The organism is Sphingobium sp., assembly GCF_035511395.1.
Lineage (GTDB): Bacteria > Pseudomonadota > Alphaproteobacteria > Sphingomonadales > Sphingomonadaceae > Sphingobium.
On record NZ_DATKFP010000169.1, the window covers coordinates 1 to 20,602 of the forward strand.

The 20,602-nt window shown below is 64.4% G+C and carries 18 protein-coding genes and 1 pseudogene; 12 read left to right on the forward strand and 7 right to left on the reverse strand.

Annotation, left to right across the window (positions count from 1 at the left end):
- Window positions 1-537 (reverse strand): HAD family hydrolase (locus tag VMR39_RS11540; RefSeq protein WP_325416105.1); only part of this gene is annotated, 537 nt, incomplete at its 3' end.
- 98 nt (window positions 538-635) lie between these two features.
- Between VMR39_RS11540 and VMR39_RS11545 the strand changes: the two genes are divergently transcribed.
- The 4 genes from VMR39_RS11545 to VMR39_RS11560 are packed head-to-tail and all read left to right on the forward strand — an operon-like array spanning window position 636 to window position 4,242.
- The gene (locus VMR39_RS11545; RefSeq protein WP_325416106.1) at window positions 636-1,745 is read left to right on the forward strand and encodes an MlaE family lipid ABC transporter permease subunit; all 1,110 of its coding nucleotides are present in this window, start codon (window positions 636-638) and stop codon (window positions 1,743-1,745) included.
- Window positions 1,745-2,617 (forward strand): ABC transporter ATP-binding protein, encoded by an 873-nt coding sequence (locus VMR39_RS11550; protein WP_325416107.1) that lies wholly within the window; start codon window positions 1,745-1,747, stop codon window positions 2,615-2,617. The genes VMR39_RS11545 and VMR39_RS11550 overlap by 1 nt, the downstream gene beginning before the upstream one ends.
- Window positions 2,618-2,620: 3 nt before the next feature.
- Window positions 2,621-3,583 (forward strand): MlaD family protein, encoded by a 963-nt coding sequence (locus VMR39_RS11555; protein WP_325416108.1) that lies wholly within the window; start codon window positions 2,621-2,623, stop codon window positions 3,581-3,583.
- 47 nt (window positions 3,584-3,630) lie between these two features.
- Window positions 3,631-4,242, forward strand: a complete 612-nt coding sequence (locus tag VMR39_RS11560; RefSeq protein ID WP_325416109.1) for an ABC-type transport auxiliary lipoprotein family protein — start codon at window positions 3,631-3,633, stop codon at window positions 4,240-4,242.
- A gap of 118 nt (window positions 4,243-4,360) precedes the next feature.
- Here VMR39_RS11560 and VMR39_RS11565 read toward each other — a convergent pair whose 3' ends face one another.
- The gene (locus VMR39_RS11565) at window positions 4,361-5,185 is read right to left on the reverse strand and encodes a rhodanese-related sulfurtransferase (protein WP_325416110.1); all 825 of its coding nucleotides are present in this window, start codon (window positions 5,183-5,185) and stop codon (window positions 4,361-4,363) included.
- Between the two features lie 65 nt (window positions 5,186-5,250).
- On the opposite strand from VMR39_RS11565, the gene pdeM reads away from it, so the two are divergent.
- Together pdeM and VMR39_RS11575 are read left to right on the forward strand one after the other, a co-directional pair.
- Window positions 5,251-5,910: a ligase-associated DNA damage response endonuclease PdeM gene (gene pdeM / locus VMR39_RS11570; RefSeq protein WP_325416111.1), complete on the forward strand. Its 660-nt coding sequence runs from the start codon at window positions 5,251-5,253 to the stop codon at window positions 5,908-5,910.
- A 188-nt stretch (window positions 5,911-6,098) separates the two neighbouring features.
- Window positions 6,099-8,897: a TonB-dependent receptor gene (locus VMR39_RS11575; protein ID WP_325416112.1), complete on the forward strand. Its 2,799-nt coding sequence runs from the start codon at window positions 6,099-6,101 to the stop codon at window positions 8,895-8,897.
- Here VMR39_RS11575 and VMR39_RS11580 read toward each other — a convergent pair.
- Window positions 8,875-9,621 carry a YggS family pyridoxal phosphate-dependent enzyme gene (locus tag VMR39_RS11580; protein WP_325416121.1) on the reverse strand — a complete coding sequence of 249 codons (747 nt, stop codon included), beginning with the start codon at window positions 9,619-9,621 and terminating at the stop codon, window positions 8,875-8,877. The two genes, VMR39_RS11575 and VMR39_RS11580, sit on opposite strands and share 23 nt — an antisense overlap.
- 22 nt (window positions 9,622-9,643) lie before the next feature.
- On the opposite strand from VMR39_RS11580, the gene VMR39_RS11585 reads away from it, so the two are divergent.
- The gene (locus VMR39_RS11585) at window positions 9,644-10,201 is read left to right on the forward strand and encodes a thiamine phosphate synthase (RefSeq protein ID WP_325416113.1); all 558 of its coding nucleotides are present in this window, start codon (window positions 9,644-9,646) and stop codon (window positions 10,199-10,201) included.
- A 735-nt stretch (window positions 10,202-10,936) separates the two neighbouring features.
- Here VMR39_RS11585 and VMR39_RS11590 read toward each other — a convergent pair.
- The 3 genes from VMR39_RS11590 to ruvA all read right to left on the reverse strand — a co-directional run bounded on the left by VMR39_RS11590 (window position 10,937) and on the right by ruvA (window position 14,495).
- Window positions 10,937-12,715, reverse strand: coding sequence for an AMP-dependent synthetase/ligase (locus VMR39_RS11590; RefSeq protein WP_414712499.1), 1,779 nt, complete (start codon window positions 12,713-12,715; stop codon window positions 10,937-10,939).
- Window positions 12,716-12,870: 155 nt separating this feature from the next.
- The gene (ruvB, locus tag VMR39_RS11595) at window positions 12,871-13,890 is read right to left on the reverse strand and encodes a Holliday junction branch migration DNA helicase RuvB (protein ID WP_325416114.1); all 1,020 of its coding nucleotides are present in this window, start codon (window positions 13,888-13,890) and stop codon (window positions 12,871-12,873) included.
- A complete protein-coding gene (gene ruvA, locus VMR39_RS11600) occupies window positions 13,887-14,495 on the reverse strand; it encodes a Holliday junction branch migration protein RuvA (protein ID WP_325416115.1) in 609 nt (202 codons plus the stop codon). Before ruvA ends, ruvB begins: the two co-directional genes overlap by 4 nt.
- Window positions 14,496-14,701: 206 nt before the next feature.
- On the opposite strand from ruvA, the gene VMR39_RS11605 reads away from it, so the two are divergent.
- A complete protein-coding gene (locus VMR39_RS11605) occupies window positions 14,702-15,277 on the forward strand; it encodes a peptidase S14 (RefSeq protein WP_325416116.1) in 576 nt (191 codons plus the stop codon).
- An 85-nt stretch (window positions 15,278-15,362) separates the two neighbouring features.
- On the opposite strand, the gene VMR39_RS11610 is transcribed toward VMR39_RS11605, so the two are convergent.
- Window positions 15,363-16,082: a hypothetical protein gene (locus VMR39_RS11610; RefSeq protein WP_325416117.1), complete on the reverse strand. Its 720-nt coding sequence runs from the start codon at window positions 16,080-16,082 to the stop codon at window positions 15,363-15,365.
- A 254-nt stretch (window positions 16,083-16,336) separates the two neighbouring features.
- Here VMR39_RS11610 and VMR39_RS11615 point away from each other — a divergent pair, with 254 nt between their 5' ends.
- The 4 genes and pseudogenes from VMR39_RS11615 to VMR39_RS11630 form a co-directional block, all read left to right on the forward strand.
- Window positions 16,337-16,786 (forward strand): DUF3576 domain-containing protein, encoded by a 450-nt coding sequence (locus tag VMR39_RS11615; RefSeq protein WP_325416118.1) that lies wholly within the window; start codon window positions 16,337-16,339, stop codon window positions 16,784-16,786.
- A 98-nt stretch (window positions 16,787-16,884) separates the two neighbouring features.
- Window positions 16,885-19,398 (forward strand): leucine--tRNA ligase, encoded by a 2,514-nt coding sequence (gene leuS, locus VMR39_RS11620; protein WP_325416119.1) that lies wholly within the window; start codon window positions 16,885-16,887, stop codon window positions 19,396-19,398.
- A gap of 122 nt (window positions 19,399-19,520) precedes the next feature.
- Window positions 19,521-20,021 carry an LPS assembly lipoprotein LptE gene (lptE, locus tag VMR39_RS11625; RefSeq protein ID WP_325416120.1) on the forward strand — a complete coding sequence of 167 codons (501 nt, stop codon included), beginning with the start codon at window positions 19,521-19,523 and terminating at the stop codon, window positions 20,019-20,021.
- Window positions 20,018-20,602: pseudogene (locus VMR39_RS11630) on the forward strand (DNA polymerase III subunit delta); the annotation flags it as partial. The gene lptE and the pseudogene VMR39_RS11630, both read left to right, overlap by 4 nt.

Below are 20,602 nucleotides of genomic sequence, written 5' to 3' on the forward strand. Positions count from 1 at the left end.
CTGGCTGCGGTCGATCGCCTCGGCGGCCATCCATGCCTTGATCATCCGCAGCTTGCCCGTGTCGTAGCAATTCTCGCCCGCGATCTTGGCGCGGACATAGCGCAGATCCTGCGACAGATGATCGGTCGCGATTACCGCGTCGAAGCCCAGCCGCCGCGCGATCGGCTCTACATAGAGGCGATAGGAAGCAGTCGCGAGCACCAGTCGATAGCCGTCCGCCCGATCCTTCGCGATCTGCGCCACCGCGCCCTGCCGCAGGTTCGTCGCCACCACTTTGTCAGCATAGCTTTCGATATGCGGCATCAGTTTCGCCCGCTCGACATTATGGCCGATCATCAGCGCCTGATTCAGTTCCTTGAGCCGTTGGCGCGAGATCAGCTTCAGCACATAGGCCAGCATCAGCAGGATGACGCAGGGCAGCAGCAGCAGCCGCCAAGGCGCCATGCGCCGCGCTACATGGATGAGGAACCCCGTATAGGTGCCGCTGAAAGTCACCGTGCGGTCCATATCGTAGATCGCCAGCCTGTAGTGCGTCATGCCGTTTCCGAAACTTTTCTGTCCGCCCTTCGTTCTGGCTTGCGGATGGGCCGTTTCGGCTTGCCGTGCAACCGATAATGGACCACTAAACCGCCTTGATGAACAAAGCCGCTGACCTCGCAGAAGAAACGGGCGATGGCGGCACGGTAATTCGGCTTTCGGGAAACCTGGCCATAGCGTGCCTCCACGACCTGCCTGCTCGCCTGGATGGCTTGCAAGGGCCGGTGAATGCCATCGACCTGTCCCAGGTCGACCATATCGATACGATCGGTGCCTGGACGGTGCATCGCACCGCCAAGCGACTGGGCGCCGAAGTCGTCGGCGGCAATGACGATGCGCGTCGCCTGATCGCCGCCGTCGGCCAGTTGGACGAACCGGTCGCGATCCGACCCGAAAAGGTCCATCCGCTGCGCCGCGTCGTCGGCCAGATCGGTGAGGCGGTGTGCAATTCGGGTGCGACACTGCTCGGCCTGCTGGGCTTCTTCGGCGCCACGCTGGTCGCGAGCTGGAGCCTGATCCGCCATCCCAGCCGCTTCCGGTGGAACGCCGTCATCCAGCGTTTCGAGGTCGTGGGCGTCTCCGCGCTTGGCATTATCGGCCTGATGAGCTTCCTGATCGGCATCGTCATCGCCCAGCAGGGATCGGTGCAACTGCGCCAGTTCGGCATGGAGATGCTGACCATCAACCTGGTCGGCCGCCTTACCTTCCGTGAACTGGGCGTGTTGATGACCGCGATCATGGTCGCGGGCCGATCCGGCTCCGCCTTCGCAGCCCAATTGGGCACGATGAAGCTGACCGAGGAAATCGACGCGATGCGCACCATCGGCGTGTCGCCGATGGAAGCGCTGGTCCTGCCCCGCACGCTCGCGGTCGTGGTGATGATGCCGCTGCTCGGCTTCTATAGTTCTATCGTCGCCGTCATCGGCGGCGGCTTCCTGTGCTGGGTAGCGCTGGAAATCCCACCCATCACCTTCATCCAGCGCCTGCGCGAAGTGGTGCCTATCACCGACCTGTGGGTTGGCCTGATCAAGGCGCCCGTCTTCGGTATCATCATTGCCCTGGCCGGCTGCTATCAGGGCATGCAGGTGAAGGCCAATGCCGAGGAAGTCGGCATGCGGACCACCGCCGCCGTGGTGCAGGCGATCTTTCTCGTCATCGTGATCGACGCCTTCTTCGCGGTCTTCTTCACCTGGGTGGGCTGGAACTGATGAGCGAAGAAGAAATCCAGAAAGCGGAGGATCGCCGTATCGAGAATGCGGTCGAAACGGCCGATATCGCCATCAAAGTGCGCAACCTCCAGAACAGCTTCGGTGATCAGATCGTGCATCAGAATCTCGATCTGGACGTGCGCAAGGGCGAAATATTGGGTGTGGTCGGGGGCTCCGGCACTGGCAAGTCGGTGCTGATGCGATCGATCATCGGCCTCCAGACCCCTGATGAGGGCGACATCTGTGTCTTTGGCGAACCGATGATCGGCCGGCTGGACGACGAGGCGCTGGCGATCCGCAAACGCTGGGGCGTGCTGTTCCAGGGCGGCGCCCTCTTCTCCACCCTGACCGTGGCAGAGAATGTCGAGGTGCCGATCCGCGAATATTATCCCAATATCGGGCCGCAGTTGCGCGACGAGATCGCCGCCTACAAGATTCGTCTGACCGGGCTTCCGACGGAGGCTGGGCCCAAATATCCCTCCGAACTGTCGGGCGGAATGAAGAAGCGTGCCGGCCTCGCCCGCGCGCTGGCGCTGGACCCGGACCTGCTGTTCCTTGACGAACCGACCGCCGGCCTGGACCCGATCGGCGCGGCGGCGTTCGACGATCAGACGCGCAAGCTGCAACAGACGCTGGGTCTCACCGTCTTCCTCATCACGCACGATCTCGATACGCTCTATTCGATCTGCGATCGGGTCGCGGTGCTGGCGGACAAGAAGGTGATCGCGGTCGGCACGATTCCCGAATTGCTGGCGCTCGATCATCCCTGGATCCAGGAATATTTCAACGGCCCGCGCGGCCGCGCCGCCACGGCGGCCGTCGAGCGCGAAAAGAACAAGGCGACCGCTGCGTCGCCGGACGGAAGGCGATAATCTATGGAAACCCGTTCCAATCATGTGCTGGTGGGCGCGGTCACGCTGTTGCTGCTGGCCGCTGTCATGATCGCCGCCTTCTGGTTCTCGCGCCTGTCGCAGGGCGACAACATGGAATATGACATCTTCTTCAAGCAGTCGGTCAACGGCCTCGCCAAGGGATCGAGTGTCAACTATTCGGGTGTCCCTTCGGGTCAGGTCGAGAAGATCGAGTTGTGGAAGCGCGATCCGAGCTTCGTGAAGGTACGCATTTCCGTCAAGGAAGGCACGCCGGTGCTTCAGGGCACGACGGCCACCATTTCCGGCGTCGGCTTTACCGGTGTCAGCGAGATCGTGCTGGACGGTGCGGTCAAGGGCGCGCCGCCAATCATCTGCCCGGCAGAAAATCCTATGGCGGTATGCCCCGACGGCGTGCCGGTCATTCCGACCAAGCCCGGTGCGCTGGGTGAATTGCTCAACAATGCGCCGCAGCTGCTGGAGCGGCTGTCGACCCTGACCGAGCGGCTGACCGAATTGCTCAACGACAAGAATCAGCAGGCGATCGCCGGCATCCTCGCCAATGTGGAGCGCGTGTCGGGCGCATTGGCTGACCGCAGCCCGGAAATCGCCGCCACCCTGGCGGAGGCTCGGATCGCCGTGCAGCGTACCGGCGTTGCCGTGGAGCAGATCGGCAAGCTGGCTGCGACCACCGACCAGCTGCTGAACGAAGAAGGAAAGCCGCTGATGGGCGACCTGCGCAAGACTGTGCAGGCCGCGACGCGCAGCATCGACACGCTCGACAAGACGATCGGTGAGGCGCAGCCGGGCGTCCACGCCTTCAGCACCCAGACCATGCCGGAAGTGAACCAGCTGGTGCGCGACCTGCGCGAAATGTCACGCGCCTTCCGCGGCGTCGCGGAAAAGCTCGACCAGCAGGGCGCCGGATCGCTGGTCGGGTCGCCCAAGCTGCCGGATTATAAGCCATGAGGCCGCACCCCAGCATGCCGGACCACAAGATGAGAGAGAAGCGGACCATGATCCACGCGAAACCCCGCAGCGCGCTGGTCGCGCTCACCGCCGCCTTCCTGCTGTCGGGCTGCGTGTCGATCGGCGCGAAGCCGCCGATGCAGTTGCTGACGCTCGATGCCGCGCAGAAGGTACCGGCCGGGGCGGCACGAGTGGCCGGCGACGGGCGCACGCTGATCGTGGCTGATCCCGAAGCGCCCAAGATGCTGGATACGATCCGCGTGCCGGTGCAGACCGCGCCGACCTCGGTCGCCTATGTGACCAAGGTGCAGTGGGCAGATACACCGCGCCATCTGTTCCGTCGCCTTCTGGCGGAGACGATCTCAGCGACGACCGATCGGGTCGTGCTCGATTCAGGTCAGTTCTCCGGCGATGGCGGTCAGCGTCTGTCAGGCGAGTTGGTAGCCTTCACAGTCGATGCCGCAAGCCACAGCGCAATCGTGACCTATGACGCGGTGCTGACCACGCCCGCCGGCGTGGCGCTTGCCCGCCAGCGTTTCACCGCCAGCGCGCCCGTGAGCGGCAAGATCGAAGCCAACAGCGTCGGCGCCCCGCTCAACGTCGCGGCGAACAAGGTCGCGACCGACGTCGCGGCCTGGGTCGCGTCCGTGAAGGAATAACGCCTCTCCTTCTGGGGCCGAGCGAAAATATGGGCGGATCGCGACCATTGCCGGCCATTCGGCGTTGGTACCGCATTGTAAACGGATCGTCTTTCGACCACGCCGCTTGATCTGCCCCCTAGCCCCGATGCGGCCAGGCGCCCAGTTCGTCGCCGGGGCAATCATGCTCCGCCTCACGCGGGTGGGGCAGGCCGCAGGCCCGGCACGTCGTGAAGTCGCCGGGCTTCAGGCCATGGCCCACGGTTACCCGCTCGTCGAACACATAGCAGTCGCCCTGCCAGCGGCTGTCGGCTTGCGGCATTTCCTCCAGATAGCGCAGGATGCCGCCCTTGAGGTGATAGACATCGTCGAAACCACGCGCCTTCACCAGCGCGGTCGATTTCTCGCAGCGTATGCCGCCGGTGCAGAACATGGCGATCTTCGGCGTGCGGCCCTGCGCCTTCAGATCGGCGGCGAAGTCATCGAACCAGCCAGGAAATTCGCGGAAGGAGCGGGTGGCCGGGTCTATCGCATTTTCAAACGTGCCGCAGGCGACCTCATAGGCGTTGCGGGTATCGATGATGACCGTGTCGGGATCGGCGATCAGGGCGTTCCAGTCGGCCGGATCGAGGTGGGTGCCCGCCCGGTTGGCTGGGTCGAGGTCGCCTGCGCCCAACGTCACGATTTCCGTCTTCACCTTGATCTTCATCCGGCCGAAGGGGGCTTCATGGGCCTGCGCATATTTGACGTCCGTATCGGCGCAGCCGGGCAGGGCGCGGATCTGGGCGATCAGGGCGGCGATGGCATCCACATCGCCCGCGACCGTGCCGTTGATCCCTTCCCCCGCCACGATCAGCGTGCCGCAGGTGCCAAGCTCGGCGCACAACGCCTTCAGGTTGGCGGCAATCGCCTGCGGATCGTCAAAGCGGGTGAAATGATAGAGTGCAGCGACGGTGTAGGACATGGCGGCCCCTATAGTCGCTTGGCCCGCCTCTTGAAAGCCGGGGCGGACAGGCGCATAGGCAAGACATGGTTCCCCTTTCGTTCGCAGGTCATGAGTTTCTGGCGCTGCCCGAGGCCGCGCTCTTCTGGCCGGACCGGGGCGCGTTGCTGGTGGCCGACCTGCATTTCGAGAAGGCGAGCTGGTATGCCCGTTTCGGCCAGTTCCTGCCCCCGCATGACAGCCAGGCGACGCTGGACGTGATCGAGGCGCTGGTGTTGAGGACCGGCGCGCGGGCGGTGTTTTCGTTGGGCGACAGCTTCCATGACAGCGATGGGGCCGCTCGGCTCGACGCAAAAGCGCGGAGTCGGCTGATTTCCCTTACGGAAAGGCTGGACTGGACCTGGATAACCGGTAATCATGATGTCGGTGTCACGATCATGCCGGGGGGGAGGCGCGTGACGGAGGCGGAGGTCGAGGGGATCTGGCTCAGGCATGAGGCCGAGCCGGGCGATCCCCGACCCGAAATTTCCGGTCATTTCCACCCCAAGCTGCGCCTGTCCTTGCGTGGACGGCATGTGTCGCGACGCTGTTTCGTGGGATCGGCGACCAAGCTAATTCTACCCGCGCTCGGCGCGTTGACGGGGGGACTGGATGCGGGTCATGGCGAGATTCGCCGGGTGGTGGGGCCGGATGCCGCCGCTCTGGTCCCGGTCGCAGACCGGCTCCTGCGCTTTCCCTTATCGTAAGCCGACGCTACGGAAACCGGAAATTAACCCGTTGCCGTTAGGCAACAGCACATGATTTTCGGGCCGCTTCACCCCTTGGAAAGCGCTGAAAAACCGGGCTATCTTGCCTTGTGCCTGCTGTGGCAGCATAATCACCCACATCCCGAAGCGACAGAAAGTTGCGCGGGTCAGGAGAGGATCGAACCATCATGACAGACAAGAGTCTCTGGCTGACGACCGTTTGCGCCGCCGCACTGGGCATGGCGGCGCCTGCTTTTGCGCAAGACAATAGCGCGCCGCAGGCCGCCGCAGAGGAGCCGGGCGCCGACATCATCGTGACCGCTACCCGTCGCGCCAGCCCCTTGTCCGATGTCCCGATCGCCGTGTCGGCCGTCGGCGCGCAGGCGATGCAGAATAGCGGCGCCAGCGACATCCGCACCCTCAATCAGCTGGCCCCTTCGTTGCTCGTATCTTCGACCGGATCCGAAGCCAATGCCTCGGCCCGTATTCGGGGCATCGGCACGGTGGGCGACAATCCCGGCCTGGAAAGCTCGGTCGCGGTGTTCATCGACGGCGTCTATCGCTCGCGCACCGGCGCGGGCCTCAACGAACTGGGCGAGATCGAGCGGGTCGAGGTGTTGCGCGGACCGCAGGGTACGCTGTTCGGCCGGAATGCGTCGGCGGGCCTCATCAACATCATCAGCAAGGCACCGGAAAGCACCTTCCACGCCAAGAGCGAAGTCACCTACGGCAATTACGACTATTGGCGCGTGTCGGGCCGCGTCACCGGCCCCATAGCCGACGGCGTCGCACTGGCGCTGGACGGCGTGTGGAGCAAGCGCGACGGCTTCTACAAGCTGGTCGATGCGACCGGCGCCAAGGTCGGCGACACCAATGATCGCGACCGCTATTTCCTGCGTGGCCAGGCGCTGATCGAGCCGAACGACGCGCTCTCCATCCGCCTGATCGGCGACTATACCAATCGCGACGAAAGCTGCTGCGGCGCGGCCTATGTCGAAGCGCGCGAACGACGCCCCGCGGCTGGCGGCGGTTATAGCACGGCGCCGTTCAACCGGATCGCCGCGATCCTGGCAGGGCAGGGCAGCACCATCCCCGCCGACCCCTATGACCGCGAACTCTCCATCACGCCGGGCCGCGACTATGTCAGCAAGCTCAAGGACTGGGGCGTGTCGGGCGAGGTCAATTATGATTTCGGCGGCGCGAAGCTGACCAGCATCACGGCCTATCGCGACTATAAATCCCGCGACTATGGCGATTATGATTATAATCGCGCCGACCTGCTCTATCGCGATCCCAACACCTATCGCCAGTTCAAGACCTTCACCCAGGAACTGCGGTTGCAGGGGTCGGCCTTTGGTGAAGTGCTCGACTGGCTGGTCGGCGGCTATTACGCCAATGAAAAGCTGACGTTGCAGGACAATATCCGTTTCGGTGCGGATTATGGCCGTTTCGCCGCCTGTCGCCTGATGGCGGGAGCCAGCGTCAACAGCAATTTCACGGCGCAGCAGTTGGCGGCGTGCGGCAGCGGCCTTGCCACCCAGCCGCTGATTTCGGGCACGCAGGCGCAGCTCAATGCCGGGCTGACCGCCGCCCTGATCGGACGCGGCGTGCCCGCTGCGGTCGCCGCCGCGCAGGCAGGCGCGATCTCGACCGGCCTTGGCAACGGGTTGCGCGCGCTGGCGGCGATCCCGTCCGGCACCGGCGACGTTGCCTCGCTCTATCATCAGAAGAGCGAGAATTGGGCGCTCTTCACCCATAATATCATCAACATCACCAAGCGGCTCGATCTGACCCTGGGCCTGCGCTACACCCATGAAACCAAGCGTTTTTCGGCCGATTTCAACAATAATAACGCGACCTGCGCGGCGCTACAGTCCTCGGCCCTGCCGGGGATCGCGACCAACGCGGCGCTGGGCAGCGCGGCGACGCTGGCTGGCGGCATCCTGACGCTGGGCTGCCTTGGCAACGGCTCCACCACGCTCAATGCGCTCGACCTCAACGACAAGATCAGCGACGGCGAGTTTTCCGGCACGGCGGTTCTGTCCTGGAAGCCGATCGACGATCTGCTGCTCTATGGCAGCTATTCGAAAGGCTATAAGGCGGGCGGCTACAATCTCGACCGGTTCCAGCTGGGATCGACGGGCCTCAACGCCATTCCCGCCGTGTTCGCGCCGCGCAGCAATGCCGACGTGACCAGCCTGCGTTTTGCGGCGGAAAAGGTCGATTCCTTCGAAGTGGGCCTGAAATTCAGCCAGCCCAAATGGAGCGCGAACATCGCCGCCTTCCGGCAGGAGTTCAAGAATTTCCAGCTCAACACCTTCAACGGCACCAGTTTCGTCGTGCAGAATATCAATGGCTGCGACAGCGCGCTCAGCGCCGCGCGGACCTGCGATAGCGGCGATGTCGGGCCGGGCCTCATCAGCCAGGGCGTGGAACTGGAAGCCAGCGTCATTCCGGCGCGCAACTTCCGCGTGTCGGGCGGCTTCACCTGGGCCCGCGCCAAATTCGCCAACCGTCTGGTCGGCAGCAGCGACGGCAGCGTGCCGCTCGACCCGGCCTTGTTCCTGCTGCCCGGTTCGATCAACTCGAACGCGCCGCAGTCGGTCACGACCGCCAGCGTCGCCTGGACGCCGGATATCGGCTCATCGGGCCTTTCGGCGCTCTTCTATGTCGATGGCCGCATGACCAGCGGCTATAATACCGGTTCGGACCTGTTCCCGGAAAAATATCAGGACGGCTATGCGATCGTGAACGCGCGCGTCGGCATTCGCGGCAAGGACCAGCGCTGGGCGGTCGAATTCTGGGGCCAGAATATCTTCAACCAGGATTATACCCAGGTCTCCTTCTCCAGCCCGCTCCAGTCGAGCAGCCCGGCGACATCGACCACCGGCCAGTTCGCGCAGGGCGCGCCGATAGCGAACCAGCTCATCTCGTCCTATCTGGCCGAGCCGCGCACCTACGGCATCACTTTGCGCGGGAGTTTCTGAGCATTCCTCTCCCGCTCGTCGGAACCGGACGAGCGGGAGAGGGCCTTTCCCCGAACAGGGCGGTACCGACCCGAATGTCGGTCGCGCCCAGCATGATCGCGGTTTCATAATCGCCCGACATGCCCATGGAGAGGCGCGGCAGTCCTTCCTCCCGCGCCATCTTCGCCAGCAGCGCGAAGAAAGGTGCGGCCTCGATATTGGCCGGGGGCACGCACATCAGGCCCAGCAGCGGAATATCGGCATCGCGCGCAGCGGCGATCAGTGCGGGGGTATCGGCGATGGCGCAGCCGCCCTTCTGCTCCTCCGCACCGATATTGACCTGAATGAAGCAGGGAAGACGCTTGCCCGCCGCATCCATCGCCCTGGCGAGCGCGGTCAGCAGCGAGGGCCGGTCCAGCCCATGGATGACGTCGAACAGGGCGACCGCCTCGGCCGCCTTGTTCGACTGGAGCTGGCCGACCAGATGCAGTTCGATGTCGGCCTGCTCCTCGCGCAGCGCGGGCCATTTCTCCTGGCTTTCCTGCACGCGGTTCTCGCCGAAGACGCGCTGCCCGGCCGCGATCAGCGGGCGGATCGCGTCCGCGCCATGGGTTTTGGACACGGCGATCAGGCGAATATCGTCGGCGGTGCGCTGCGTCAGGCGGGCGGCGCGGTCGATGCTGTCGCGGAGCGTGGCGAGGCGCTGGGCGGCGTCCTGCCCGGCAGGAGAAGTGGCGGTCGTCATGCGCGCTGCTATAGGGATGGCCATGCACCGCCGCCACCGCAAAAAGCTGCCCGGCCTTTGGCTGATCACCGACGAGCGGGTGCCGGACGATGCCCTGCTGGCCGCGGCGATGCGGCTGCCGAGGGGGAGGGCGGGCATCCTCTTTCGCCACTATCGCACCGAGGCGCACGCGCGGCGGAACCTGTTCGATGCGTTGCGCGCGATAGCGCGGCGACGGCGGCTGGTGCTGCTGATAGCGGGTGACAGGCGGGACGCGGCGGCGTGGAAGGCGGATGGCTGGCACGGGCGTGGTTGCAAGCGGCTGCACCGGCGCATGATCCGCAGCGCGCCCGCGCATGACGTGCGGGAAATCGTCGCGGCCGGGCGGGCAGGGGCGGACATGCTGCTACTATCGCCGCTCTTTCCCACCCGATCGCATCCCGGCGCGCCGGCACTGGGGCGGACGCGCTTCGCGGCGCTGGCGCGGCGGGCGGACGGTGCCGTCATGGCGCTTGGGGGGGTGAAGGCAGTGCATCGCAAGATGTTGCGCGGCATCGGCGCGGATGGCTGGGCGGCGATCGATGGGCTGATGCGGGCGTAGGGCGGGAGGAGGACGAGGAGCCACCGCGCCCGACATCGTCATCCCGGCGCAGGCGGGGATCCATCTCCCCAGCCTTGTGCTTGGGGGCGACGTCAGCAGATGGGTTCCCGCCTGCGCGGGAATGACGAAAAGGGCTGGATGGCGGAAGGTCGGCTATTTCTTTGCAAAGCGGACGATGCCGTCCCACATGAACGCGAGGTTGAGTATCGTGAAGCTTAGAAGAATAAGGCTCCAATTCCCCATAAATCCGCCTTCAAGCCGCTGAAGTCCAAGGCCTATAAGTAGACCGAGATAAGATAGCACGAGCAACCATCGAACAGTTTTGGTGATCTCCGACATCCATGCCTCCCAATTAGGCGGTGATAATAAAATGAAAGCTGGCATGACTGCAAATGGTCGCTTCGCGCCCGGCAGCTTTCCGCATTATATTACCGGCCCGCCAAACGATATCGACGGGTGGCTAGCGGACATTTCTCCACCGCGCCTTCAATCGAACTTTGAGCCATGCAAGGCCAAGTCCCATTGGGACTGATACAGCGATCAGCACTATGATCGACAGCGGCCATGACCAACCGCGATCCCTCGCGAATGCCAGAAACGCGGAAGTAAACAGCGCTCCGAAAATATGAACGCCGTAATCGGAAAGCCCAGGTTTTTGTCGTCGCATGCTCGCAACTATGCGCAAGCCCGATAACGTCTGCAAATGGTCGTAACCGATAACCTCCCTGCCCCGCCTCATCCCTTGTAGAGGGTGTCCAGCCGGTCGGCGTAGCGCTTGCGGATCACATGGCGGCGGATCTTCATCGAGGGGGTCATTTCCTCATTCTCGATGGAGAAGGCTTCGTCGGCCAGGATGAAGCGGCGGACGCGTTCGATCACCGACAGGTCGTCATTCACCCGATCGACCGCTGCCCGCAGCGCCGCCTGATAGGCCGGATCGGACGGCGCGGCCTCCACCATGATACCGCGTTCGGTCGCCCATTCGCGGGTCCAGTCCGCGTCGGGCACGATCAGGCCGACCAGATAGGGGCGGCGGTCGCCATGGACCATGGCCTGCCCGATCTCGCTCTGAAGCGTCAGCATGCCCTCGACCTTCTGGGGCGAGACATTGTCGCCCTTGTCGTTGACGATCAGATCCTTCTTGCGGTCGGTGATGCGGATGCGGCCGCGGCTGTCGATCTCGCCGATATCGCCGGTGTGGAGCCAGCCGTCCTTCAGCGCCTTCTCCGTCTCCGCCGGATTGCGCCAATAGCCGTGCATCACCAATTCGCCGCGCACCAGTATCTCGCCATCCTCGGCGATCCGCACCTCCACGCCGTCGAGCGGCGGGCCGACCGTATCCATGGCGATGCCGGCGGCGGGGCGGTTGCAGCTGACCACCGGCCCGGCCTCGGTCTGGCCATAGCCCTGGAGCAGGGTCAGGCCCATGGCGTCGAAGAACAGGCCGACATCCGGATTGAGCGGCGCGCCGCCCGACACCAGCGCCTTCATCCGCCCGCCGAAGCGTGCGCGGATCTTGGGGATGAGGGTGCGCGACAGCAGCGCCTTCATCGGCAGGTCGAGGATCGACGTCCTTCCCGCCTGCTCCCTGGCCGCGATGCGCAGCGCCTGACCCAACAGATAGGTCGGAAATTTGCCCTGCTTCTCGATCGATTTGATGATGCGCGTGCGCAGCACCTCGAACAGGCGGGGGACGACGACCATGATGGTCGGGCGAGCCTCCTCGATATTCGAAGCGAGTTTTTCCAGCCCTTCGGCATAGTAGATCTGCCCGCCCAGCAGCATCGGCAGGAACTGGCCGCCGCTATGCTCATAGGCGTGGGAGAGGGGGAGGAAGGACAGAAACACCTCGTCCCCCCAGCCGAAATCCTCCGCCACGACCTTGCCCGCGCCCTCGACGTTGGCGAGGATCGCGCCATGATGCTGCATCACCCCGCGCGGCGCGCCGCCGGTGCCGCTGGTGTAGATGATGCAGGCCTGGTCATTGCGGGTGACGGTCTGGGCAGCGGCGAGGGCGTCCACATCACCAGGATGGGCAGCGAGCAGGTCGCTCCACAGATGGCAGGCGCATGTACCCTGCGCGCCGCGCAGCGGCTCCATGCCGATGACGAAGCTGGCCTGCGACCGGACCACGGCGGGCATCAGCGCCTGCGCCAGCTTGGCGGTCGACACGATGACCGCGCGGGCGCCGCTGTCGGTCAGGATATGCTGGTGATCGCGCGTGGTGTTGGTGGTGTAGGTCGGCACGGTGATGCAGCCCGCTGCCATGATGGCGAGGTCGGCGATGCAGAATTCGGGGCGGTTCTCGCTGACCAGCATGACCGGATCGCCCGGCTTCAATCCCTGCGCCTTCAGCGCGGCGGCGAGCGAGGCGACCTGCCGCGCGGTTTCGGCCCAGCTCAGCGCATGCCACTGGCCGCCACTCTTGCGCCAGAGGAAAGGGGCGTCGCCCTTTTCCTGCGCGCGGGCGAAGAACATGGTGACGAGGTTGGGAAATTTTTCGATGGCCCTCAAGGCTCGACTCCTGCGGTTTCCGGCGCGTCTGGCGCGCGCCTGCGCTTTGGGCAAGGCTATAACGATGCCTTGCCGTAACGGCCATGACTTTCGGATTGTTGCATTTTGCTTTTAGGGATTTCCGATCGGATGAGTCCAGCCGATCGGAAATCGCTTCAGTCGAACAGGCCGTCCTGCGATCCGGCCGGGGGATTGAGGCCCAGATGCTTCCAGCCGGGACCATTGAGGCAGCGGCCGCGCGCAGTGCGGGCGATCAGGCCGAGTTGGATCAGATAAGGTTCGATCACTTCCTCGATCGTGTCGCGCGCTTCCGACAGACCGGCCGCCAGCGTCTCCACCCCGACCGGGCCGCCGCGATAGATGTCGGCGATCATCATCAGATAGCGCCGGTCCATCAGATCAAGGCCAAGCTGGTCGACCTCCAGCCTCTGGAGCGCGGCATCGGCGACCTTGCGATCGACGGAAGGGGCGCCTGCGACATTGGCGAAATCGCGCACCCGGCGCAGCAGCCGGCCGGAGATACGCGGCGTACCCCGCGAGCGGCGCGCGATCTCGATCGCGCCGTCGGAGGTAATGGGAAGGTCCAGCAGCCGCGCGGCGCGACGGACGACCAGTTCCAGTTCCTCGACCGTGTAGAATTGCAGCCGCACCGGAATGCCGAAGCGATCCCGCAACGGTGTGGTGAGCAGCCCCTGCCGAGTCGTCGCCCCGACGAGGGTAAAGTGGGGCAGATCGATGCGGACCGAGCGGGCGGACGGGCCTTCGCCGATCATCAGGTCGAGCGCACGGTCTTCCATCGCGGGATAGAGGACTTCCTCCACCGCCGGATTGAGGCGATGAATCTCGTCGACGAACAGGACGTCGCCTTCATCCAGGTTGGTGAGCAGGGCGGCGAGATCGCCCGACTTGGCGATGACCGGGCCGGACGTGGCGCGGAAGCCGACGCCCATTTCCTTGGCGACGATCTGCGCCAGCGTGGTCTTGCCCAGGCCCGGCGGGCCGAAGAAGAGCACATGGTCGAGCGCATCGCCACGCGACTTCGCCGCCTGGATGAAGATGCGCAGATTTTCGCGCGCGGCCTGCTGGCCGACGAACTCGTCCAGCGACTTGGGCCGCAGCGCGGCGTCAACATCCTCGGGACGACGCGCAGGAGTGAGGAGGCGGTCTTCGCTCACTTCGCCGCCTTCCGCAGAGCAAGACGCACCAGCGCGTCGAGGCTGGCGCCTTCGCCCAGTTCCTCTTCGGCCGCGGCGACGGCGCTGCTGGCTTCATTGGGTTTGAAGCCGAGATTCTGGAGGGCGGATAGCGCGTCGGCGCTGTGGCTGCCGGTTGGCAGCGGCACGATCCCACCCACGCCGACAGGACCGCCGACCGCGACCGCGCCGATCTTGTCCTTGAGTTCGTTGACGATGCGCTGGGCGAGCTTGGGGCCGACGCCATTGGCGCGCGCGACCATCGCCTTGTCGCCGGTGGCGATGGCGCGGTGCAGGTCGTACGGTTCCAGCGCGGACAGGATCGCAAGCGCCACGCGCGATCCGACGCCCTGTACATGGGTGAGCAGTCGATACCAGTCGCGTTCCTCGGCGCGGGCGAAGCCGACCAGGCGGATGGCGTCGTCGGACACCAGCATTTCGGTGTGGATCGTCACGGCCTCGCCCACCGGACCCAGCGCGGCCAGTGTTCGGGAGGATGCGCCGACGAGATAACCCACCCCGCCTACATCGATGATGGCATGATCGATGCCGGTGCTGTCCAGTCGCCCTTTCAGTTTCGCGATCATTTGCCCTGTCTTTCGGCGTCCTGCCCTTTGGTCATGATCTGTTCTTTACAGCCTGTTGCGCCACGCGCCAGTCAAAAGCGTAAGTTGTTGCGCCGCGCGCTCGGCAAGCGCGTAAGCTGTTGCGCCACGCTCTTGGCGAAAGCGCGGCACCTTTTGCGGGCTGGGGCGTAGTGCAGCGCAACATGCCCTGAAACGAGGATGGCCTGATGTTCATGACTGCGCCGATGCTTTCGCCCAAGGATTTCGAGTTTCCCGCCATCATGCTGTCGGGGATCGTCGACCATGGCATGTATCTGCATTTCAAGAATTGCCTTTCCACCGCACCGCAGCAGGGGCTGGTGGTCGTCGAGATTTCAACCTTGGGCGGAGATCCTGAGATTGCCCGGCTGATGGGCGAGGATATCCGCTTCCATTCGGAACTCTACCCCGAACGACGACTGGTTTTCATGGGGCGGACGGCTGTCTATTCCGCAGGGGCGACCTTCATGAGCTTCTTCGCGACGGAGAATCGCTACCTGACGCGCGGTACACGGCTGATGATCCATGAGCGGATCATTACCAAGGCGATCCAGCTGGCAGGGCCGCTGTCCACCTGCATCGCAACGCTGAAGGCGACGCTGAACGAGATCGAATCCTCGATCGCCATCCAGAATGAGGGGTTCGCCAATCTGATTCGGGGGTCGGACGTCACGATGGACGAGCTTTTGGCGAAGGCGCCCGAAAACTGGTATCTGGAAGCCAATGAGGCGCAGGCGCTGGGGCTGATCGCGGCGGTATTGTAGGACGCGGCTCGCCGACCCTTGATCGCCATGTCTGACCTGCGCCACGCGCGCAGGTTCAGATCATTCGGTCAACCCGTCGGCCGAATCAGAATTTGAAGATGGTGCCCAGGTAGACGGCCTGGCTGTCCTGCCGGTCGTCGGTCATCGGGGTCAGGCGACCCGCGGCATTATTGTTGTAGCGCAGGCCTGCGGTTACATTGAGGTTGCGGGTCAGCGAATAGGAACTGGCCAGATCCAGCGAATAATCCTTGTCGGCCGACGGGTTCCGGACCGTCGCGGCCGGGTCGCGGCGGCTTTCGATCAGCACCTTGGTGCTGAAACGATCCTTCTTGCCTTCATCCAGCGAGAAATTCTTGGCATCGACCATGGTTTCGACCGGTACCGGGTCCAGCGCCTTGCGGCCTACCGCTTCGGGCAGGGCGAACTTGCGCCAATTGTGCGCGCCATTGAGGCTGAACGCCATAGGCTTGATGTCGACCGGATCGGCTGCCGGGTCGGAGACGCGCTCGGCAGCACGGACCATGATGGTGATCGAGCGCTGACCGCTCATCGACCCGCTGGTCGGAGTGAAGCGAAAGCCCTGGCGGCTCGCCGACGCAGCGACCTTGGCATAGGCGGCCGCCAGTTGCGGATCCTTGGTCGTCGGCGTGAAGGATGAGATGCTACCCAGCGCGCCCAGCGACACGCGGGAGTCGAGATGAGACGTCGTGAAACCGGTCGCTGCGCCAAATGCGGGAGACAACAGAAAGCCAGCCACGGCCACCGCCGCGCCTGCCACTGTCAAATGTCCCCTGTTCATACGCATGATTCGAATCTCGTCCCCGACTTATATCTTTGGTAACGCTCTACACCCGCAAAGCCGCCAATGGCTAGAGGGCGGAATCCCTTTTTGTCGGAGCTGTTGCACGGAATACACATGACGGAGGGACATGTTCCGACTGGCGCACAGCCGGGATCGCGATGGGTCGATCCGCTGCGCCGTTGCGCCCCCTTGCCCATTATCGCCTGCACACTATAGAAGCGGGCTGATTTTGGTCTTTTCTAGCTAGGACATGCCTGATGGTCCGCCGCCTTCCCGTTTCTGTTTCCGCCGGCCTTCTGCTGGCCGCGCTCCTGCCGCTCGCCGCGTGCGGGGGCGGTTCCAAGGAACGCCCGAAGGCGGATCTTGCCGCGTCGAAGGTGACGACGATCGGCGTCAATGCCTATCTGTGGCGCGCCACGCTCGACACCCTGTCCTTCATGCCGATGGTTCAGACGGATTCGAACGGCGGCGTGATCGTGACCGACTGGTACGCCAATCCCAACACGCCCAATGAGCGGATGAAGCTGACCGTGTCGATCCTGGACCAGGATCTGCGCGCCGACGCGCTGCGCGTCGCGGCCAGCCGCCAGGTCAACCAGAATGGCCAGTGGGTCGACGCGCCGGTTAAGGCGGCGACGACGCAGAAGCTGGAGGAGATCATCCTCACCAAGGCGCGCGATCTGCGCCGCATGGCGATCTCCGGCTAAGCCTTTCCCTTTCGGGACGTTCGTAACGTCCTGTTTCGAAACCATATGGGGCTGGGCTTGTGACAAGCCCAGCCTGATCGCATTTGTAAGGAATAGAGATGCAGAGGCGCTTCAACCCGCTGGAGGCCGACGCCCGCTGGCAGGCGACCTGGGACGAGCAGCAGAGCTTCAAGGCGGATGACGCGTCCACCAAGCCGCGCTCCTATGTGCTGGAGATGTTCCCCTATCCGTCGGGGCGCATCCATATCGGCCATGTCCGCAACTACTCGATGGGCGACGTGCTGGCGCGCTTCCGCCGGATGACGGGGCATGAAGTGCTGCATCCGATGGGCTGGGACGCGTTCGGCATGCCGGCCGAAAATGCGGCGATGGAAAAGAAGGTCCATCCCGGCAACTGGACCCGCGACAATATCGCCAATATGCGCGCGCAGCTCAAGAAGCTGGGCTTTGCGATCGACTGGAGCCGCGAACTCGCTACTTGCGAGCCGGACTATTATGGCCATGAACAGGCGCTGTTCCTGGACATGCTGGAAGCGGGGCTGGTCTACCGCAAGGAAAGCGCGGTCAACTGGGATCCGGTCGACATGACCGTGCTGGCGAACGAGCAGGTGATCGACGGGCGCGGCTGGCGTTCGGGCGCGCTGGTCGAAAAGCGCAAGCTCAGCCAGTGGTTCCTCAAGATAACCCAGTTCGCCGACGACCTGTTGCAGGGGCTGGGGACGCTGGACCAGTGGCCGGACAAGGTACGGACGATGCAGGAAAACTGGATCGGCAAGTCGGTCGGCCTGCAATTCCACTTCAAGCCGGTCGCGCCCTTCGACAGCGAGATCGAGGTCTATTCGACGCGCCCTGACACCATCTTCGGCGCCAGCTTCGTCGCAATCGCGGCGGACCATCCGGTGGCGCAGGCCGTCGCCGCGAACAATCCGGACGCGGTCGCCTTCATCGAGAAGTGCAAGGAGGGCGGCACCACCGCGGCCGAGCTGGAGACGGCGGAGAAGCTGGGCTTCGACACCGGCCTGACGGTCGCGCACCCGTTCGATCCCGAATGGCACCTGCCCGTCTTCATCGCGAACTTCGTGCTGATGGACTATGGCACCGGCGCCGTCATGGGCGTGCCGGCGCATGACCAGCGCGACCTCGACTTCGCGCGTAAATATATGCTGCCGGTCGAACGCGTCGTCGCGCTGGATGGCGAAGCCGACAAGCCGATCCATGATGAAGCCTATACCGGCCCCGGCAACCTTGTGAACTCGCGCTTCCTGGACGGCATGGCCGTGGAAGAAGCGAAAGCCGCCGTCATCGCGCGCGCCGAGTCCGAAGGCTGGGGCGCAGGCAAGACCGTGTTCCGTCTGCGCGACTGGGGCGTGTCGCGTCAGCGCTACTGGGGCACGCCGATCCCGGTCATCCATTGCGAAAGCTGTGGCCCGGTGGCCGTGCCCAAGGATCAGTTGCCGGTCGTACTGCCCGAGGATGTCAGCTTCGACATTCCCGGCAACCCGCTCGATCGCCATCCGACCTGGAAGCATGTCGACTGCCCGTCCTGTGGCAAGCCCGCTGTGCGTGAGACGGATACGCTCGATACCTTTGCGGATTCGAGCTGGTATTTCATCCGTTTCGCCAGCCAGCCCAAGGACAGGCCGTTCGACCGCGCCACGGTCGAGCAGTGGCTGCCGGTCGGCCAATATATCGGCGGCGTGGAACATGCGATCCTGCATCTGCTCTACGCCCGTTTCTGGACCCGCGCGCTCCAGCATATGGGGCAACTGGGCTTTGCCGAGCCGTTCACCGGCCTGTTCACGCAGGGCATGGTGACGCATGAGACGTACAAGTCGCCCGAAGGCGCCTGGCTGGCGCCGCAGGATGTAGTGCGCCAAGGCGACGGGCTGGTCATGGTCGAGGGCGGCGCGCCGGTGACGATCGGCCGCGTCGAGAAAATGTCCAAGTCCAAGAAGAATGTCGTCGATCCCGATGACATCATCGCCCAATATGGTGCGGACGCGGTGCGCTGGTTCATGCTGTCCGACAGCCCGCCCGAGCGCGACCTCCCCTGGACCGAGGCGGGGATCGAGGGATCGTGGCGCTTCGTCAACCGCGTCTGGCGCCTGTTCGGCGAGGCCGATGCCAGTGCCGAAGGTCAGGACAAGCCGCTGGACCGCAAGCTGCACCAGACCATCGATGGCGTCGCCAAGGATGTCGAGGCGCTGGGCTTCAACAAGGCCGTCGCCAAGATCTACGAACTGGTGAATGCGATCGAGAAGGCCAAGCCGTCCGCGTCGCGCACGGCCGCGATCCGCACGCTGGCGCTGCTGGTTGCGCCGATGACACCGCATCTGGCCGAAGAGGGCTGGGCCGAAATGGGCCAGGACGGCCTGATCGCCGACGCGGCCTGGCCGGCGGTCGATCCGACGCTGCTGGTGGACGACGAAGTCACCATTGCCTGTCAGGTGATGGGCAAGCTGCGCGACACCATTACCGTGCCCAAGGGTACACCCAAGGACGAGCTGGAAAAGCTGGCCCTGGCCGCGCCCAATGTGGTCCGCATCCTCGACGGCGCAACACCGAAGAAGGTCATCGTGGTGCCGGATCGTCTGGTGAATCTGGTAATCTAAATCGCTTTCTGTTCTCCTGAGAAAGCAGGAGTCCAGGATGGGGGGCAGGTTGTTCAACCCTAGGCTCCTGCTTTCGCAGGAGCACAGTTCAAATTGGACGTGAGAGCGGTTAGAGAGGCTCTATGAAGCGCATCCTTCCCCTTGTCGCCCTTTCCTTGCTCCTCACCGGCTGCGGGTTGCGCCCGGTCTATGGCGGGGGGGGGCATGGCCCGGTGGCGCAGACACTCGGCAATGTCGAGGTCGCGCCGATCGAGGGCAAGGGCGGCTGGCTGGTGCGCAATGCGCTCAACGATCGGCTTGCGGCGATGCAGGGCGGCAGCGGCCCGCGCTACAAGCTGGTGGTGAAGCTGGACGACAATATCGCCGGTTTCGGCCTTCGTTCCGACGCCGCCATCACGCGCGAGCGACGGACGCTGCGGGCGCGCTACCAACTGGTCGATGAAGCGACCGGGGCGCAGATACTGGACGACACGGCCGGATCGGATGCGGGCATCGACGTCACGTCGAGCGAATATGCGACGATCGCGGCCGAAGATACGGCGCTGGAGCGGCTGTCGCAGACGGTGGCGGACCAGATCGTCACCCGGCTGGCGCTCTTTTCGCGCAAGGCGGCGAATCCTTGAAGGCCAGCCGCGGCCAGATCGAAAAGGCGCTCGACGCGCCAAGTCAGGGGGCTTCGGCAGACATACGCTTCTTCCTGCTTTATGGCCCTGACGAAGCGGGGAGCCAGGCACTGGCGAAGCGGCTGGAACGGGCGATGGGGCCACAGGCGGAGCGGATCGACCTCGACGGCTCGACGCTGAAGGATGATCCCGCGCGTCTCTCCGACGAGGCGGCGTCCTTTTCCATGTTCGGCGACCGGCGCTGGGTGCGCGTCACCGGCATGGGCGAGGAATCGGTGCCGGCACTGACCGCGCTGCTGGAGGCGGAGGCTGCTGGCAATCCAGTGATCGCCGTGGCGGGCGCGCTCAAGGCCACGTCCAAGCTGGTCAAGCTGGCGCTCGATCACAAGGCGACCATGGCTTTCATTTCCTACCAGCCCGACGCGCGGGAAGCGGAGCAGATCGCGATCGGCATCGCGCGCGAAAATGGGCTGCGCCTGCCGACCGACCTCGCCCGCAGGATCGTCGACCTGGCCAATGGCGACCGCGCGTTGATGGCGGGGGAGGTGGAGAAGCTGATCCTCTATCTCGATGCCGCGCCC